Below are 17431 nucleotides of genomic sequence, written 5' to 3' on the forward strand. Positions count from 1 at the left end.
ACGGCCCTGAAGGGGCACCGCCGCAGGAGCGCCCCTTCAGGGGCGCGGGGAACTGCGCGAGAAACCCCCACCGACCCGCACCCGCCACCCTCACCACAGCCACCCCACCCATAAGGCGCCCCCTCAGCTCCGCGCACCCGCGGCCCCCACCAACTCGGCAATGTCCGCCAACATCCGCCCACTGTCGGGTTCCCTCCCGGTGAACAACCGGAAGGCGTCCACAGCTTGGAAGACAGCCATCCCCCCACCGTCAAGAACGGCGCAGCCAACCGCCCGAGCTACACGCAACAACTCGGTCTCCAACGGCCGGTACACAACCTCGGCAACCCACAACCCGGGATGCAACAGCGAAGCCCCGAACGGCAGCCCGGGATGCCCAGCCATCCCCGTGGGCGTGGCATGCACAACGCCATCGGCGCCGGCAAGCAGCCCCCCGAGCGAGTCCGGCGAAGCAGCGGCGGCCCGCCCCTCACCGAAATGCCGGTTCAGCGAGTCGGCAAGACCCGAGGCCCGGTCGGGCACCGGGTCGACGACGGTGACATGCCCCGCCCCCAGAGTGAGGACGGCGTGCGCGACGGCAACCCCCGCCCCGCCCGCGCCCAGCTGCACCACCCGCTCCAACGGCACGTCGGGCAGCCCGCGCGCGAAGGACGCCGCAAACCCGGTGACGTCCGTGTTGTGCCCGATCGCGCGGCCGCCCTCGAAGACGACGGTGTTGACCGCGCCGAGCGCCTCGGCCCCCGGGGCCAGCTCGTCGAGGTGGGGGATGACCAGCTGCTTGCAGGGGTGGGTGATGTTCAGGCCGTCGAAGCCGAGGTCGCGGGCGGCGCGCACGAGGTCGCCCACCGCCTCCGGACCGACGCCGAGCCGGTCGATGTCGATCAGCCGGTACAGATAGCGCAGGCCCTGCCGGTCGGCCTCACGCTCATGCAGCGCCGGGCTGAGCGAGGGGCCGATTCCGGATCCGATGAGGCCGACGAGATAGGAGTTCTGGGGCACGGCGGGCCTCCGGGAGCGGCTGGCTAATGTACGAACTGGTTCGTTAGTCATATCAAGCCGCCCGCCGGATGGGAAGGGGCAGGCATCGAGGCGCCCGCCGTCGGACCCTGCTTCTAGAATCGCGGGCACTGACCCATCGCCCGAAGGAACCCGATGACCAGCGTCGAAGAACCGGCACGACCGAACGGGCGCACCCGTGACGCCGCCCGCACCAAGGCCGAGATTCTCGACGTGGCGACCGTGGAGTTCGCTCGGGCCGGTTACGCAGGCGCCCGGGTCGACGAGATCGCCGCCCGCACCCGCACCACGAAGCGGATGATCTACTACTACTTCGGCGGCAAGGAGCAGCTGTTCACGGCCGTCCTGGAGCGCGCGTACTCGGTGATCCGGCAGGCCGAACAGGAGCTGGACGTCGAGCACCTGGACCCGATCGCGGCCATCCGCCGGCTCGCCGAGCTCACCTTCGACCACCATGAGGCGCATCCCGACTTCATCCGCCTGGTGAGCATCGAGAACATCCACGAGGCCGAGCACATCGCGGCCTCCGAGGAGCTCGGCAGGATCGGCTCGCCCGCGCTCGACGTGATCCGCCGCATCCTGGAGACCGGCCGCAAGTCCGGAGTGTTCACGGCCGACGTCGACGCCGTGGACCTGCACGCGATGATCAGTGCGTTCTGCTTCTTCCGGGTCGCCAACCGGCACACCTTCGGCGCCCTCTTCGGCCGTGACCTGGTCGCCCCCGACCAGCGGCAGCACTACCGGACGATGCTCGGCGACATGGTCATCGCCTACCTCACGGCGGACCGCTCGGCGGACTGAGAGCCCCCTGAGCCGGACCGGCCCCCGGACCAATTCGGGGAAGATCCCTCGACGCGACCTCTTGACACCCGGGAAACGTGCGCGCAACATCCGTAGCCATCCGCTACTAACTATCCAGTGGGTTAATTAGCCGGGGCGCCCAGCAGACGCGCACCCGGAACGGCCGACCCGCCATCCCAGGGCCCCGGCACCTCTCCCCCTCCGCCACTCCCGTCCCCGGAGTTCCCCAGAAGGAGCCCGCCGTGTCCGTCCCCGCCGCCCCGCTCGACGCGCCACCCGGCCAGCCCAGGAAGGCCGCCATGGCCGCCTGGATCGGCAGCGCCCTGGAGTACTACGACTTCTTCATCTACGGCAGCGCCGCCGCCCTGATCTTCCCCAAGGTCTTCTTCGACGAGTCGGACCCGGCCACCGCGACCCTCCTCTCGCTGGGCACGTTCGGTGTCGCGTACGCGGCCCGCCCGATCGGCGCGCTGTTCCTCGGCCACTTCGGTGACCGGGTGGGCCGCAAGAAGATCATGGTCTTCACGCTGATCCTGATGGGTCTGTCGACCTTCCTCATCGGCTGCCTGCCGACCCGCGACCAGGTCGGCGGCCTCGCCCCGGTCCTGCTCGTCCTCTGCCGCGTCCTCCAGGGCATCTCCGCCGCCGGCGAGCAGGCCAGCGCCAACTCGATGACGCTGGAACACGCGCCACCCAACCGGCGCGGCTTCTTCACCAGCTTCACCCTCAGCGGCACCCAGGGCGGCCAGCTCCTCGCGACCCTGGTCTTCCTCCCGGTCGCCGCGCTGCCCGAGGACCAGCTGCTCTCGTGGGGCTGGCGCATCCCGTTCTGGGCCAGCGTCGCGGTCGCCGTCGTCGGCTTCGTCATCCGCCGCACGCTCCAGGAGACCCCGGCCTTCACTCAGCAGGCCGCGACCGAGGGCGTCGCCAGGCTGCCCCTCGCCATCCTGTTCCGCGAGCACTGGGCGGACGTCCTGCGGGTCGTCGGCGCCGCACTCATCGCCTCGGTCAGCACGATCTTCACGGTGTGGGCGCTGGCCTACGGGACGAGCGACTCGGTGGGTCTGTCCCGCTCGCAGATGCTGTGGGTGGGCGCGCTCGCCAACCTGGCCGCGCTCGGCGCGATCCCGCTGTGGGCCAAGCTCTCCGACCGCATCGGCCGCCGCCCGGTCTTCCTGGTAGGCGCCGTAGGCAGCGCGATCATGATGTTCGTCTACCTGTGGGCCATCTCCACGGGCTCCTACCCGCTGATCCTGGTGCTCGGCATCGTCACCTTCGGCATCGTCTACAGCGCGGCCAACGGTGTCTGGCCGTCCTTCTACGGCGAGATGTTCTCCACCCGCGTCCGGCTCTCCGGCATGGCGATCGGTACCCAGATCGGCTTCGCGGTGGCCGGGTTCGCCGTCACCTTCGCCGCGCAGATCGCGGGCCCGGACGGCGACGACTGGTCGTCCGTCGCCCTGTTCACCGCGGCCCTGTGCGTCCTGCCGGTCGTCGCCGCGCTCACCGCGCGAGAGACCCACAAGGTGCCGACCGAGCAGCTCGGCGAGCGTCCGGTTCACGAGCCCGCGGGACGGGAGACGGTCGCGGCCTGAGCCCGCGCTCTCTCTCGCTCCCCAAGTCCCCGGCGCCCGGCAGGCGTTCGGGGACTCGGGTGTTCCCCCGGAGTCCCTCCGGCCATGGTGGAGCTTCCGTCGACTACCGTTGCCCGATCACACGAGTGGCGCCCTGCCCTGAGCTGGGCCGACGGACGCGAGGGGCGGTGTACGAGCGTGGGGCGGGACGGATGGATACGGGTGCCGGTCGGGGACGAGCCGGCCCGGTGGGCCACGCGCGGGCACAGCCACCGTGTGCTGCTCGTCGTGCACAACGTCACGTCCGCCACACGGCTCCTCGACGTCCTCCCCCTGTTCCACGACGACTTCCGGGTGCAGTTGCTGGTCACGTGCACGGGGTCGTCCGCGTTCCGGTCGGGGGTCGCCGAGCTGCTCGCCGACACCGCCGTGCCGGTACTGCCCTGGGAGCAGGCGGTGGAGACCCGCGTATCCCTGGTCATCTCGGCGAGCTTCGGCGGCCAACTCCAGGCATTTTCCGGCAAGTTGACCGTCTTGTCCCATGGCGTTGGCTACACTAAGAGGCTGGCGATACCGGATACCGGATACCGGATACCGGATACCGGATACCAAGAGCCCTCGCCCTTGCCCGTGTTCGGGATGTCCCGCGAATGGCTCCTGGGCGAGGACGGGGAACCGATCGCCGACGCGCTCGTGCTGTCGCATCCGGAGCAGTACGAGCGACTGCGCGTCGCCTGTCCCGAGGCGGCGCCCACGGCCGTGCTCGCCGGGGACCCCTGCTTCGACCGCATGCTGGCGGCCCGGCCCTACCGCGAACGCTTCCGCCGCGCCCTCGGTGTACGCACCGGCCAGCGGCTGATCCTGCTCAACTCCACCTGGAACCCGGAGTCGCTCTTCGGGGACGGCGGCGGAGATGACGTACTCCCCTCGCTGCTCCCCCGGCTGACCTCGGAGTTGCCGGCCGACGAGTACCGTCTCGCGGCCGTGCTGCACCCCAACATCTGGCACGGTCACGGCCCCGGCCAGATCCGTGCCTGGCTCGACCGGGCCCGGCGCGCGGGGCTGGCGCTCGTCGATCCGCTGGAGGGCTGGCGCCAGGCTCTGCTCGCGGCGGACGCCGTGATCGGCGACCACGGCTCGGTCACCTACTACGCCGCCGCACTCGGCACACCCGTGCTCCTCGGCGCCGCACCCCTGGACGGTCTCGATCCGGACGCTCCGATGTACGACTTCGTACGGGAGGCTCCACGTCTCGACGCGCGAGCCGCGCTACGCCCCCAGGTGGAGTCGCTGCTCGCCGCCCACCGCCCGCTGCCGGATCCCGCCGGGTTCGCCAGTTCCGTGCCGGGCGAGTCGGCGGCCCGGCTGCGCCGCCTCTTCTACGAGATCATCGGCATCCCGGAACCGGACCGGCCTGCGCTCCTCGAACCGCTCCCCCTCCCGCCGTACGAGCCCCCGTCGCACACCGCGCCGCTGCGCGTCCTGACGCGGCTCCTCGGTTCGGGCGAGGTCTCGGTCGTACGCCATGCCGACCCCGGCACTGAGCCGGAGGGTGTCGGCGAGGCGCACACGGCCGTGCACGAGGACACTCGCGACCCCGGCCAACTCGCCCTCGCTGATGTCGTGTTCAGGCACGGGTCAGCGACCGATCCGCGGTTCGGCTCCCCTGCGGAGTGGACCCGCGAGGTGCTCGTCTGTCTCCCGGACTGCGCGCTCGCCGCCTACGTCACGGGGCCGGGCGACTGCACCGTCCGCACTCGCGCCGGGGACCTGCTCCGGCTGACCGGCGAGCCGTCGGCGGCCGACGCCGATCCGGCCGCGTACGCCTCCGCCCTGCACGCCTGGCTGGCGGCGGGCAAGTCGCTGGACGAACTGGCCGCCCAGGGCCTGACCGTGCGCACCGGCCCGGCGGTTCATCGCGTACGGATCACTCCCGAGGACCGGCAGCGCTGACGCACCGCTCGCGCAACGACCGAAGGTGCGCGAGGTGATAGGCCGCGTTCTCCTTCGCGAGGGCCGCGACGGCCTCGTCGATCAGTGGCAGCGCCTGCGCGAACTCGCCGCCGTCCAGGCGGGTTTCGGCGAGATCGGTGAGGGCCCGTGCCGTGTTGTACGCCTCGCCGCTCTCCCGGAAGAACCGCAGCGCGCGCTCCAGCCGCTCCCGCGCCTCATCGCGGCGTCCGAGGCCGCGCAGGGCGCGCCCCCTGTGGCGCTCCAACAGGGCGCGGGCGCGCGGCAGATCACCTGCGCCTTCGCCCTCGGGGCCGATTCCGTCGAGGACGACGGACGCCTCCTCGAAGGAGTCGTACGCCTCCTGCCAGCGCCATTGGCGCAGTCGCAGCAGCCCGAGGAACTCGACGGCGGAGGCGTGTCCGCGTGCGTGACCGGCCGCGTGCTCGTCCCGCGCCGCGGCGCGTGCCTCGGGCTCGGCCTCGTTCCAGCGGCGCAACTCGGTGAGGGTGTGGGCGAGTTGGGCGTGCAGCGATCCGGCCGTCCGGGTGCCGGGGAAGTGGGCGTCGGCCGTGCGCGCGCCAATTCGGAGGGCGGGCAGGAGGACGTCGTGGTGGCCTGCCTTGAGCTGGAGCGGCCACAGGGCCTGGCAGAGCCTCGCGACGGTGTCCCAGTCTCGGAACTCCTCGGCGGCGTACACCGCTTGGACCAGATTGCGTGATTCGGTGGCGAGTGCGGCCAGGGCCTCGCCCCGGTCCGCGTACCGGAGTGGGGAGGTGCCGGAGGGGACCCGCCAGCTCTCCGGGAGTGCCGCCTGTGCGGCGCCGACCGCCAGGTGCAGATATCCCTCGACGGTCCGGGACACGGCGGCGGAGCAGACGGCGATGCCGTCGGTGGCGGCCGCGGCGGCTTCCGCGTGGGCGCGGACGACGGGACGGTAGTGGTAGCGGCCGGCGCCGGTGCGCTCAAGGAGCAGCGTGTCGGCGAGTTCCTCCAGGAGCGGGGCCGCCTCGGTCTCCTCGATGTCCGCGGCTCGTGCGGCGGCCGCGGCGTCGAAGGCGGGCCAGTCGCGGAGGCCGGTCAGCCGGTAGAGCCGGGCCGCTTCGGGGCGCAGCAGGCGGTAGGAGTCCTCGGCCGCGGCGCGCACCGGATCGCTGCCGGGCTGCGGTGGCTCTTCCACCGGGGGTGCGGAGAGGCGGGGCGCGGCAGCGCGCAGGGCGTACGGCGAGCCGCCGCAGCGCTCCAGTACGGCGGGCAGCGTGGCCTTTGCCGCGGTGATCGCGGGCTTGCCGGCCAGGTCGGTGAGCAGTCGTAACGCGTCGCGCCGGGCCAGGGGGTCGACCTGGACCGGCAGGGCGTCGATGCCGGGGAACGGGCGACGGGTGACGACGACCGTGAACACGCCGGGCGCGGGGGTGAGCAGAGGGCGGATCTGCGCGGCGGACTGGGCATGGTCGAGCACCAGCAGCAGGCGTCGGTCGGCCAGGTGACGCCCGAAGCGGTCGACGCGGTCCTCGGTGGAGGGCGGTATCTCCTCGTCGGGCAGGCCGAGTTGGCGCAGCAGTGAGCTCAGGAGCGCCCCCGCGTCGGTCGCGCCGGGGCCGCGCAGGTCGGCGTAGAGCTGGCCGTCCGGGAAACGGTCCGCCTGGCGCCAGCCCCAGTGCACGGCCAGCGTGCTGGTGCCCATGCCCTCGCGGCCGTGCAGGAGTGCCACCCGGGGGCTGCCGTCGAACGCCCGCGAGACCTCTTTGTCCAGGAGTTTCAAGGCCTTCTGACGGTCCGTGAAGTATCTGGTGGACGGGGGCAGACGGGGATGCTCGGGCCGGGATCCGGCACCCGGCAGCCGCACTCCCTGCGCGAACAGGGTCCAGGCGCGGGCGAGTTGTTGATCGCCCTGCACGCGCTCGTGCACCAACTGCGCGACCTGCGTCAGCTGTTCGGCGTTCGTCGGTGCCGCGACCTCCCGGCCCGCGATCCGGCGCACCAGTCCCCCGGTCGACTCCCAGGCCCATCTGCCCGCTTCGTTGGCCATTCCCGAGCCGACGGTTCCGAGCACCGCCGAGATGGCCGCCAACGAGATGGGATCCAGCATGCCCCCGCACTCCCCGCTTCCCGCACCCGCGCCCAGCAGGGCGTCTCGCACCTCACACCGATGTCGGGTTCGACCATACGCGGCACGTGAAGCGAGGCGACGACACAACCGGCCGTTTCAGTAGCCCAGTTGGTGGCGCACCACCGCATCCGCGGCCACCGAACCGAGCGTGTCGGAAAGGCTCGCGGCCCGGTCGGCCGCCGCCCGCCGGAAGCCCGCTGAGCGGCGCGAGAGCTCCCTACCGCTCCGGCGGCGCCTGGTTCGTCGTTCGCGCCCCGTCCAGGAGAGGGCCGAGTTCCCGGGACACAGTCGTCAGGGCGCGTACGTCCCGCTCGGTTCTGGCGATGAGGAGCGCTCCCTCCAACGCGCTGATCATGAGGGTGGCGAGCGGCTCGGCCCTGTCGCGCGGTACGCCCAGATCCGTCAGCGCCTCGGCCACCGGGCGGTTCCAGCGGGCGAACGCGGCGGCGGCAGCGGTCCTCGTGGACTCGGTGGACTCCGCGCAGTCCACGGTCGCCGCCGCCACGGGGCAGCCCGAGGTGTATCCCGCTGTCCGGAGCTCCTCGGTCCACTGCCGCACCATCGCCGCGAACAGACCACTCGGCGTCGGCTCCGGCAGCTCGGCGAGGAAGCGGGCGACGCGCTTGCCCGCGTAGCGCCCTGCCCAGTCGACTGCCTCGTTGACCAACTGCTCCTTGCCGCCCGGGAAGTAGTGCTGGAGCGAGCCGCGCGGCGCCCCGGCATGTACGGCGACCTCGCGCATGCCCGTCGCGGTGACCCCGTCGCGCCGGATGAGCTGCGCCGCGCTGAACACCATCCGCTCGCGCGGTCCCCGCTCGGAACCCGTCATCATCGGCCTCCCGCCCTGACTGCCGTACGCATCGGATCTCATTATGACAGCCGTCATGAAGCTCGCTACTATGACAGCCGTCATGGGCAGCAACGGGGTGGCCCGGCTTTCTCGCCGGCCAGAGACGGCGGTGCGTCGTGTACGTGGGTTTCATCGGCCTCGGAACCATGGGGCAGCCCATGGCCCTCAATCTGGCCCGGGCCGGAACCGCCCTCCTCGTCTGGAACCGCACGGCCGCCAGAGCGGAGCCGCTGCGCGCGGCCGGCGCCGAGGTGGCGTCCCGTCCCGCCGAGGTCTTCGAGCGTGCCCGCGTCGTGTTCCTGATGCTGGCGGACGGAACCGCGATCGACGAGGCCCTGGGACGGGGCACCCCCGACTTCGCCAGGCACGTCGCCGGGCACACCGTGGTCCACATGGGGACGACGTCGCCGGAGTACTCGCGCGGACTGGAGGCCGACATCCGCGAGGCGGGCGGCCGGTACGCCGAGGCCCCCGTCTCCGGATCACGGGTCCCTGCCGAGGCCGGGCAACTCGTGGCGATGCTCGCCGGGGACCCCGCGGCCGCCGAGGAAGTGCGCCCGCTGCTCGAGCCGATGTGTCACGAGACGTTCGACTGCGGGCCGGTGCCGAACGCCCTGCTGATGAAGCTCTCGGTGAATCTGTTCCTGATCACCCTGGTGACCGGCCTCAGCGAGGCGTTCCACTTCGCCGACCGGCAGGGCCTCGACCGGAAGCTGTTCCTGGAAGTGCTGGGCGCCGGGCCGATGTCCAGTGCCGTATCCCGCATGAAGGCCCCGAAGCTGCTGGAGCGTGACTTCGCCGTGCAGGCCGCGGTCCGCAACGTCCTGGTGAACAACGAGCTGATCGCCGAGGCGGCCAGGAAGTCCGGCCTGGCCTCGCCGTTGCTGGACGTCTGCCACGCCCTCTTCGAGGAGACCGTGGCGCTGGGACACGGCGGGTCCGACATGGCCGCCGTGCTCCACGCGATCGAGGCCCGCACCGAAGGCGCGAGCAGAGAAGGTCCGGTGTCAGCCGGGAATGCCGTAGGCGCGCTCGACGTGGAGCCGTAGCACCAGTCGGCGGTCGCGGACCATGGCGGCGCGGTAGTCGTCCCAGTCGGGGTGCTCGCCCACCACGTCCCGGTAGTAGCGGATGAGTTCCTCGACGGTCTCGTCGTGCGGGTCCGAGGCGACGGGCGTCAGATCCGCCGTGCCTTCGGCGACCGTGTAGGCCCTCCGGCTCTCGCTGGTCACGTGGTACGAGGCCCGTGCGTCCCGGCGCAGATTGCGGGTCTTGGCGCGGTCGTCCGTGAGTGAGATCCGGATGATGCGTTCGTCGGGGTAGTAGGCGTGGCTGACATTCGACAGCTGGGGCCGGCCGTCCTTCTTGAGGGTGACGAGCACCCCGCCCTTGTACTCGGAGAGCAGCTTGAGCAGTGCGTCCTGCGTCGCGTCCTGAGTCATGGCTTGGTCAACGCTGCGGGCAGCGCCGGGCATTCCTGGTAGACACTGTCTACTCACCCTGGTAGACAGTGTCTATGAACAGCGAGCAAGAGGCGGGACTGCGGGCCCGCCTGATCGAGACCGGGGTCGACCTGGTGGCCGCCGAAGGCGCCCAGGCGCTGTCCCTGCGTGAGATCGCCCGGCGGGCCGGGGTCTCCCACGGAGCCCCGCGCCGCTACTTCCCCACACACCTGGAGTTGCTGTCCGCCATCGCCCGCCGGGGTTTCACCGACCTCGGAGCCCGGGCGGCGGAGGCGGTCGCGAGCGAGGCGTCGTCTCCCCGCGCCCAGCTCACGACGCTGGGGCGGGTCTACCTGGACTTCGCGCTCACCAACCGCGGAATGTACGAGCTGATGTTCCGTCACGATCTGCTGGAGAGCAATCAGTTGGGACTCCGCGAGACGAGCCTGCCGCTGTTCGGCGCCCTGGCGGAACTGGTCGGCCAGGTACTGCCCGAGGCCGACGCACGGGTCGTCGCGGGCGCGTTGTGGGCGAACCTGCACGGGATCGCCCAGCTGTGGAGCTTCGGCAGCCTCCAACTCACCACGGGCGCCGATGACTTCGTACCCCTGCTGCATGCGGCACTGGACGCGCACCTGGGGCCCGAGCCCCGATGAACTCCCGCTTCCACCGTCGGCTCACGCTCGCGAGCAGTGTCACCGGCGCCGTGGCGGTCGCCCTCGACGGAACCGTGCTCACCGTCGCGCAGCCCACCCTGCAACGCGATCTGCACGCCACGTTCGCGCAGGTCCAGTGGACGAGCACCGGCTATCTCATCGCGGTCGCGAGCCTGTTGGTGTTCGCGGGCCGGCTCGGGGACCGCTACGGACACCAACAGGTCTTCGCCGTGGGGATCCTGGGATTCGGCGCGACGTCGGCCGCGATCGGTTTCGCGCCCGGCATCGAATCGGTGATCGGACTGCGGGTCGCGCAGGGCGTGTTCGGCGCGCTGCTGCAACCCGCCACGCTGGGGATGCTGCGCGCCGCCTATCCCGCCGACCGGCTCGGGATGCCCATCGCACTGCGCACCAGTGCCATCGGTCTCGCGGCCGCCGCCGGTCCGGTGCTCGGCGGGGCGCTGGTGACCGCTCTGGGCTGGCGCGCGGTCTTCTTCCTCAACGTCGTGCCCGCGCTGGTCATGGGCGTCCTGGCGCTCGCCGTCCGGGGCCCGGCCCGGAGCAGGGCCGCCTCGGGCGGACTCGACGTGCCGGGGGCCTGTCTGCTCGCGGTCGCGCTGGTGAGTCTGGTGCACACGCTGGTCGGGATACCGGAGGCCGGCTGGACGACGGCGTCCACGCTCGGCCTTGTGGTGGTCATGGCCGCGGGCGCCGCCTTCGTACGTCACGAGCGCCGCACCGCGAGCCCGTTGGTGCCCTACGACGTCCTCGGCTCCGCGACCGTCGGTGCGGCGCTCGGCATTCTGGTGGCCGGGTCGGCGGCGATGCTGGGCTCATTGTTCGTCGGCAGCTACTACCTGCAGGAGGTCCTGGAGCTGGACCCGCTGCAGACCAGCCTGCGGGCGCTGCCCGGGGCCGTGATGATGGTGCTGGGCGCGCCGGTTGCGGCTGTGCTGCTGCGCCGGCAGGGTGCGCGCCGGACGACGCTGGCCGGGATGATCGCCCTGACTTCGGGTGTCCTGCTGCTCTCCCGGCTCGACCGGGCCTCGACGGCCGTGTCGATCGGCGGTGGGTTCCTGCTGCTCGGCGCCGGTTTCGGGACGGTGATGGTCACCGCGACGGCTGTTCTCGTACGGCAGGCCTCGGCGGAGTCGGCCGGAGTGGCGGGCGGGCTGCAGCAGACGGCGATGAATGTGGGCCCGACGCTGGGCGTCGCGACCGCGACCCTGCTGATGGCACTCGGGACCGGTGTCGACATGGGCCCGCCGCTGACGGCACTCGCGGCCGTGTCCGCGCTCGGCGTCATGCTCGCGGTGAGGCTACCGGGGCCACCGGGATCCCCGGGACGCATTCGCCAGGAGTCCATCAACAAGTACGGGGCAGGCGACGGTTCATGAATCCGTAGGGGACCATGAAGCGAGTTGGTCCAAGAGCCGCAGCCCGGAGGAGAACCATGGGACACCTGCGACAGGAGGCCGAGCCGCGCGAGGCCGGCCTCGATCCGAAGGCGCTGGCCCGCCTCGATCAGCATTTTGCCCACCTCGTCGGGGACGGAAGACTCCCCGGGTACCTCGTGTCCGTGTCCCGGCACGGCCGCGTCGCCCACCTCACCGCCTACGGCTGCCGTGACCGGGCGGCCGGGCTCCCCGTCGAGACCGACACCCTGTGGCGGATGTACTCGATGACCAAGCCGGTCACCTCGGTCGCCGCGCTGATGCTCCTCGAGGAGGGACGCATCCGGCTCGACGACCCCGTCGCCGACTTCCTCCCGGCCTTCGCCGACCCCCAGGTGTACGTCGACGGATCCGGCGCGGACACCAGGACCCGCCCTGCCGCACAACCCATCCTGATCCGGCACCTGTTGACGCAGACAGCGGGCCTGACCTTCGGCTTCTACCACTCGCATCCCGTCGACGCGCTGTACCGGGGCGCCGGTCTTGAGTCGTCCGTGCCGCCGGGCGCGGATCTGGCCGAGACGTGCGAGGTGTACGCCGGACTGCCGCTCCAGTTCGAGCCGGGCACGCAGTGGAACTACTCGGTCGCCACCAATGTCCTCAGCCGCGTCATCGAGGTGGTCTCCGGCCAGGACCTCGACGAGTTCCTGGCCGAGCGGATCTTCGCACCGCTCGGTATGAAGGACGCCGGATTCTGTGTCACGGGCGAGCAGGAGGGCCGGCTGGCCGAGTTGTACGGCGAGGACGACGAGGGCGGGATCACCCCGATCGCCGGGCTGCCCCTGCACGGCCGCCCCCGCTGCGTGTCCGGGAGCGGCGGCATGGTGGCCACCGCCCACGACTACCACCGCTTCATGGAACTGCTCCGCCTGCGCGGAACACTCGACGGCACCCGCCTGCTGAAGCCCGGGACCGTGGACCTGATGGCGTCCAACCACCTCCCCGGCAACGCCGACCGCCGCACCTTCGGCAGCCCGGTCCACCAGGAGCCCGGCAACGCGGGCCTCGGCTTCGGCCTCGGCGTCTCCGTCGTGGTGGACCCGGAGATCACCCAGTCCCCGACGGGGCAGGGCGCGTACGGCTGGAGCGGAGTGGCCGGTACGACGTTCTGGGTCGACCCGGCCAACGACCTGACCGTGCAGTTCCTGACCCAGGTCCGCCCCACCTCCTCCCACTCGGTCTTCCGCGAGCTGAAGCGACTGGTGCACGAGGCGGTGCTGGACTGACCCCGGTCACCCGGTCCGCAGGGTGAAGTCCACTCCGTCCCGGGCCAGTTCGGCGAGCCACTCCTGCGACCGGCCGGCTGTCTCCGCGGCGCGGCTCAGGCCCGGCGGGAGCGAGCCGTCCAGGATGTGACGGACACCGAGGGCGAGCGTGCGGGAGACGCAGCGGGCCATGGCGCTCTCCTCGGCGGTGCCTTCCAGGTCGAGGAGATAGCGCCCGGACCAGTCCTCCCCCGAGCCCGAGCCGCCGCGCACATCCAGCGAGACGGCGAGTACGACCCGGTCACGGTCGGCCTCGGTGGTCGGGTAGGCCGTCGCCAACTCCCGCGCGAGGGCCACGATGCGCTGGTCGTCGCCCGCCTTCAGCTCCTCGAACACCGCGTCCCAGGCCTGCAGCCAGCCGTCGAGACGGAGGGTGCCGCGGACGAACGTCCCCGGTTTCCAGGCCTCCGGAAGCCCGTACTGGTCGAGGAAGGGGACGCTGTCACGGTTGGGGTAGACCTCGAAGCTCTCACCGTCGATCACATGAGTGCGGGTCGCCTCCCAGGGGCGGGCGGCGGTCGTCACCGCGCCGTCCTCGACGTAACGGGCGGGCGAGCGCAGGGCGCCCAGGACGCCTGCCGGTGCCCAGCTGAAGCGGTACTTGAAGTCGTTGGGCACGGCAGGGATGCCGCCGCAGTACGAGGTGAGGCTGTACGAGGCGGCCGACTCGGCGCCGATCGCCTCCTGGGCGCGGGCGATCAGACTGTGCGCGAAGAGATGGTCGATGCCCGGGTCGAGCCCGCACTCGGTCAGCACCACGACACCCGCCGCCGCGGCCCCGGGCACCTGTTCCAGAACCGCGTCGGACACATAGCTGGAGCAGGCGAAGTGGGCGCCGCGTTCGACGCAGGCGGCGAGCAGCGGGGCGTGTTCGGGCGCGGGCAGCATGGAGACGACGACGTCTCCGGGGGCGAGTTCGGCGGTGAGCGCGGGGAGGGTGTACGCGCGGGGCTCGGCACGCCCGGTCAGACCCAAGGCGGCCAGACTGTGTGCGGCGCGCTCCTCGGTGCGATGCCACAGTCGTACGCGGTCGGCGGCGTCGCACGTCGCGGCGAGACCGCTTCCGGTGGACAGGCCCGCACCGATCCAGTGCACGGTGCCGCTCGCGGCCGTCGCCTCAGGCATCGCGGAACTCCCCTTCTCTTGCGCCGATTTCACGGCAGGCTTGACGGAACCGGTCGAGACCGCGGCCCCACGCCCCGCCGGTCTCGAACTCCAGGAGCATCGGCAGCAGGGCCGCCGAGAAGTCGACGCTCGCCTCCAGCGGCAGCAGGGAGGGCAGGTTGTCGATGGCGATCAGATCGAGGGCGGGCCGCTCGCGCAGCCGGCGGACGGGCTCCGTCCAGTCCGTGGTGGTGTCGTAGACCGGCAGTACGTTCATCGGCGATCCGACATCGCAGGTGACGTCGCACAGGGTGCGGAGTCGGCGGCCGGGCTCGTCGAGGTCCTTGTCGGTGAGGAAGGGCGGGACCGGGCTTGTGGTCAGGACGGTGTTGACCATCAACTCGTGTTCCAGCAAGGCGTGCCGGTCCAGATCGCGGGTCTCGGCGAGGTCCCAGCAGGTGGGCTCGACACCGGCCACCTCCAGCGCGACCCGGGCGCCCCGGCCGCTGCGGCCCAGGGCGCCGACCACCAGAGCCTTCAACTCACCGCCGTCTCCGGCCAGTTCCACGTCCAGCTCTTCCTTGGACGTCGGCCGGAGCGGGGTCCGGAGCCTGCCCCGGTGATGCAGCACCGCGAGGGCGGCGCCCAGGTATCCGGCCCAGTAGCCGAAGGCGGCGAGCCTGCGCCCGTCGTCGTCCACCAGGTATTCGAGGTCGAGCAGGGTCCCGCCGCCCGCGAGGAATCTGCGTAGCAGGGTCTCGGCGCCGGGCTGCTGCTTGTAGGCGTGCCCGAAGAAGATGTGGCGGTGTGTCAGTGCGGCCGGTTCGTCGGGGAGTTCCTTGAGGCCGAGGACGACCGCGTCCGACGGGGCCGAGACCCAGGTTCCGGTCACGGCGACACGGCAGCCGGCTTCCTCGTACGCCTCGATCGGGAAGACCCGCTGCGGTGACTCCTCGACGGTGAGGGTCACGCCGCTCTCGACGAGCCGTCGGGCGTCCGCGGGCACGACGGGCGTGCGCCGCTCGGTCGTACGGGTCTCGTGTCGGAGCCACAAGTGGAGGGCGTTCATACGCAGTTGATCTCCGGGCGCAGGGCGTCGGCGGCGAAGCGCTCGGCGCTGAGGGGGCTGATGTCGACGAAGGGTACGCGGCCCAGATACAGATCGCGGACCACCTCGCCGACCGCCGGTCCCTGCAGGAATCCGTGGCCGGAAAACCCTGTCGCGTAAAGGAACCGCGTACACGAACCGGCCTCGCCGATCAGCGCGTTATGGTCCGGTGTCATCTCGTACAGGCCGGCCCAGCCGCCCGTCCTGCGCAGGTCGAGCAGGGCGGGGGCGCGCCGCTCCATGGCCTCGTACAGGCGCGGGATCCAGCGGTCGTGCGTTTCGGTGGCGAAGCCGGGGGTCTCGTCGGGGTCGGACATGCCTAGGAGGAGACCGGGGCCCTCGGTGTGGAAGTAGAGGCTGCTGGTGAAGTCGATCGTCATGGGGACGTCCGGCGGCAGCCCGGGTACGGGCTCGGTGACCGCGATCTGGCGGCGCAGGGGCTCCACCGGAAGGTCCACGCCCACCATCGCGCCGATGGCCCGCGACCAGGCACCGGCCGCGCAGACGACCGTGTCGGTCTCGATCCGGCCCCGGCTGGTGACCACCGCCGTGATCTCGTCACCACGCAGTTCGATGCCGGTGACCTCGCAGTGCCGCAGCACGGTCGCGCCGTGCCGGCGGGCGCCGGCGGCGTAGCCCTGGACGACGGATTCGGGCGTGCAGTGCCCGTCGTCCGGTGAGAAGGCCGCCGCGAGCAGCCCGTCGGTGCTGATCAGGGGTGAGAGCCGGTGTGCCTCGGCCGGGTCGATCATGCGGCTGGGCACGCCGAGGGAGTTCTGCAGCCGCACGCCCGCCTCGAAGGAGGCGACCTCCTCGGGTGTGGAGAGCAGGAAGAGATAGCCGACCCGGTGCAGCCCGATGTCCTGGCCCGGCTCCTCGCCGAAGCGGCCGAACGCCTCCAGACTCCGGGCGCCCAGCTGGATGTTGAGCTCGTCGGAGAACTGCGCCCGGACCCCGCCGGCGGCCCGCGAGGTCGATCCGGAGGCCAGTTCGTCGCGCTCGACGAGCACGACGTCGGGTACGCCCGCACGCGCCAGGTGATAGGCGATGCTCGCGCCCATCACCCCGCCGCCGATGACGAGGACCCGCGCCCTCCCGTTCACCGGCGGGACTCCTCGGCGCGGGCCGCGTCGATGACGGCCCAGGCCGCGGCGGCGTCCTGGATGCCGAGCCCGACGCTGTTGTAGAAGACGATGTCGTCGGGGTGCCCCCGGCCCCGGTGCGTGCCGGTGAGTACGCCGCCGAGCGGAATCAGGTCCTCCTGGGCGAGCCGCCCGTCCCGCAGCGCGTCGACGACCGGACCGGCGTGCTCCGCCGCCGTCTCCGGGTCGTCGACGACCACCGCCGCGGCCCGCCGTACGACCTCCGCGTCGACCTCGCTCCTGCTGGGCTCGAAGGAACCGACGCTGACGACCGTGCACCCCGGCGCCAGCCACTCGCCCCGTACGACAGGCGCGCTGCTGAGGGTGCAGGCCGCGACCATCGGCAGTCCGGCGACGGCTTCCTCGGCCGTTTCGACCGCCTTGACGGCGACTCCGAGTTCGGCCGCGAGGCGCTGCGCCGCGTGCGCCCGGCGACCCGGGTCCGGACTCCACAGCCGTACGGACGCCAGCTCCCGTACCCGTGCGACGGCCCGCACATGGGCCAGGGCCTGGGTGCCGGAACCGAGGACGCCGAGTTCCGCGCTGTCGGCGTTGGCCAGCGCGTCGAAGGCGACGGCGCTCGCCGCTGCTGTGCGCAGGGCCGTCACCGCCGTACCGTCCATGACGGCGGCGAGCTGTCCGGTGACCGGGTCGAGCGCGTTGATCACCGCGTGGACGGTCGGCAGCCCGGCCGCCGCGTTGCCCGGGTTGACGCTGCCGATCTTGGCGACGGCCCCGGTGGCCGCGGACAGCCGCGCGAGGTAGGCGAAGACGACGCTGTCGTCGAAGCGGCTGGGGTGCATGATCTTCCCCGGGAGCTCGGCGGTGCCGTCGCCGAGCGCGGTGAAGGCCGCGCGCTGCGAGGCGATCGCTGTATCGGGGTCGAGCAGCTCCCGCACCTGCTCGCGCGACAAATACAGCGGACCGCCGTCGGCGTCGTCGTCTTCTCTCATTC

At 71.8% G+C, this 17431-nt stretch carries 15 protein-coding genes; 7 read left to right on the plus strand and 8 right to left on the minus strand.

Annotated features, from left to right (window positions below; translation table 11 throughout):
• Positions 1 to 123 precede the first annotated feature (123 nt).
• Positions 124 to 1050, minus strand: coding sequence for a shikimate dehydrogenase (locus tag OG266_RS07250; RefSeq protein ID WP_371543892.1), 927 nt, complete (start codon positions 1048 to 1050; stop codon positions 124 to 126).
• Positions 1051 to 1152: 102 nt separating this feature from the next.
• Here OG266_RS07250 and OG266_RS07255 point away from each other — a divergent pair, with 102 nt between their 5' ends.
• The 3 genes from OG266_RS07255 (at position 1153) to OG266_RS07265 (ending at position 5345) form a co-directional block, all read left to right on the plus strand.
• Complete coding sequence (locus OG266_RS07255) at positions 1153 to 1818, plus strand: TetR/AcrR family transcriptional regulator (RefSeq protein ID WP_266473106.1); 666 nt, start codon at positions 1153 to 1155, stop codon at positions 1816 to 1818.
• 242 nt (positions 1819 to 2060) lie between these two features.
• Complete coding sequence (locus OG266_RS07260; protein ID WP_371543894.1) at positions 2061 to 3413, plus strand: MFS transporter; 1353 nt, start codon at positions 2061 to 2063, stop codon at positions 3411 to 3413.
• 84 nt (positions 3414 to 3497) lie between these two features.
• The gene (locus tag OG266_RS07265) at positions 3498 to 5345 is read left to right on the plus strand and encodes a hypothetical protein (RefSeq protein WP_371543895.1); all 1848 of its coding nucleotides are present in this window, start codon (positions 3498 to 3500) and stop codon (positions 5343 to 5345) included.
• On the opposite strand, the gene OG266_RS07270 is transcribed toward OG266_RS07265, so the two are convergent.
• Both OG266_RS07270 and OG266_RS07275 read right to left on the minus strand, forming a co-directional pair.
• Positions 5320 to 7434, minus strand: a complete 2115-nt coding sequence (locus tag OG266_RS07270) for a tetratricopeptide repeat protein (RefSeq protein WP_371543896.1) — start codon at positions 7432 to 7434, stop codon at positions 5320 to 5322. The genes OG266_RS07265 and OG266_RS07270 overlap by 26 nt on opposite strands.
• A 238-nt stretch (positions 7435 to 7672) precedes the next feature.
• Positions 7673 to 8284, minus strand: a complete 612-nt coding sequence (locus OG266_RS07275; protein WP_371543898.1) for a TetR/AcrR family transcriptional regulator — start codon at positions 8282 to 8284, stop codon at positions 7673 to 7675.
• Between the two features lie 137 nt (positions 8285 to 8421).
• Between OG266_RS07275 and OG266_RS07280 the strand changes: the two genes are divergently transcribed.
• Positions 8422 to 9354: an NAD(P)-dependent oxidoreductase gene (locus tag OG266_RS07280; protein ID WP_371543900.1), complete on the plus strand. Its 933-nt coding sequence runs from the start codon at positions 8422 to 8424 to the stop codon at positions 9352 to 9354.
• Here the strand turns inward: OG266_RS07280 and OG266_RS07285 are convergent.
• Entirely contained in the window at positions 9313 to 9747 is a 435-nt protein-coding gene (locus tag OG266_RS07285; protein ID WP_266473111.1) for a PPOX class F420-dependent oxidoreductase, read from the minus strand. The two genes, OG266_RS07280 and OG266_RS07285, sit on opposite strands and share 42 nt — an antisense overlap.
• Positions 9748 to 9821: 74 nt before the next feature.
• On the opposite strand from OG266_RS07285, the gene OG266_RS07290 reads away from it, so the two are divergent.
• From OG266_RS07290 to OG266_RS07300, 3 genes are read left to right on the plus strand one after another with little or no spacing between them, the layout of a single operon-like run.
• Entirely contained in the window at positions 9822 to 10403 is a 582-nt protein-coding gene (locus OG266_RS07290) for a TetR/AcrR family transcriptional regulator (RefSeq protein ID WP_371543902.1), read from the plus strand.
• Entirely contained in the window at positions 10400 to 11800 is a 1401-nt protein-coding gene (locus OG266_RS07295; RefSeq protein ID WP_371543903.1) for an MFS transporter, read from the plus strand. The genes OG266_RS07290 and OG266_RS07295 overlap by 4 nt, the downstream gene beginning before the upstream one ends.
• Positions 11801 to 11856: 56 nt before the next feature.
• Positions 11857 to 13083: a serine hydrolase gene (locus OG266_RS07300; protein WP_266473116.1), complete on the plus strand. Its 1227-nt coding sequence runs from the start codon at positions 11857 to 11859 to the stop codon at positions 13081 to 13083.
• 6 nt (positions 13084 to 13089) lie between these two features.
• Here the strand turns inward: OG266_RS07300 and OG266_RS07305 are convergent, their stop codons facing one another.
• From OG266_RS07305 to OG266_RS07320, 4 genes are read right to left on the minus strand one after another with little or no spacing between them, the layout of a single operon-like run.
• Complete coding sequence (locus tag OG266_RS07305) at positions 13090 to 14247, minus strand: saccharopine dehydrogenase family protein (RefSeq protein WP_266473117.1); 1158 nt, start codon at positions 14245 to 14247, stop codon at positions 13090 to 13092.
• Complete coding sequence (locus OG266_RS07310) at positions 14240 to 15295, minus strand: saccharopine dehydrogenase (RefSeq protein WP_371543905.1); 1056 nt, start codon at positions 15293 to 15295, stop codon at positions 14240 to 14242. The genes OG266_RS07305 and OG266_RS07310 overlap by 8 nt, the downstream gene beginning before the upstream one ends.
• The gene (locus OG266_RS07315) at positions 15292 to 16437 is read right to left on the minus strand and encodes an NAD(P)/FAD-dependent oxidoreductase (protein ID WP_371543907.1); all 1146 of its coding nucleotides are present in this window, start codon (positions 16435 to 16437) and stop codon (positions 15292 to 15294) included. Before OG266_RS07315 ends, OG266_RS07310 begins: the two co-directional genes overlap by 4 nt.
• A complete protein-coding gene (locus OG266_RS07320) occupies positions 16434 to 17429 on the minus strand; it encodes an ornithine cyclodeaminase family protein (RefSeq protein WP_371543909.1) in 996 nt (331 codons plus the stop codon). Before OG266_RS07320 ends, OG266_RS07315 begins: the two co-directional genes overlap by 4 nt.
• Positions 17430 to 17431: the final 2 nt, after the last annotated feature.

The organism is Streptomyces sp. NBC_00554 (genome assembly GCF_041431135.1).
GTDB lineage: Bacteria > Actinomycetota > Actinomycetes > Streptomycetales > Streptomycetaceae > Streptomyces.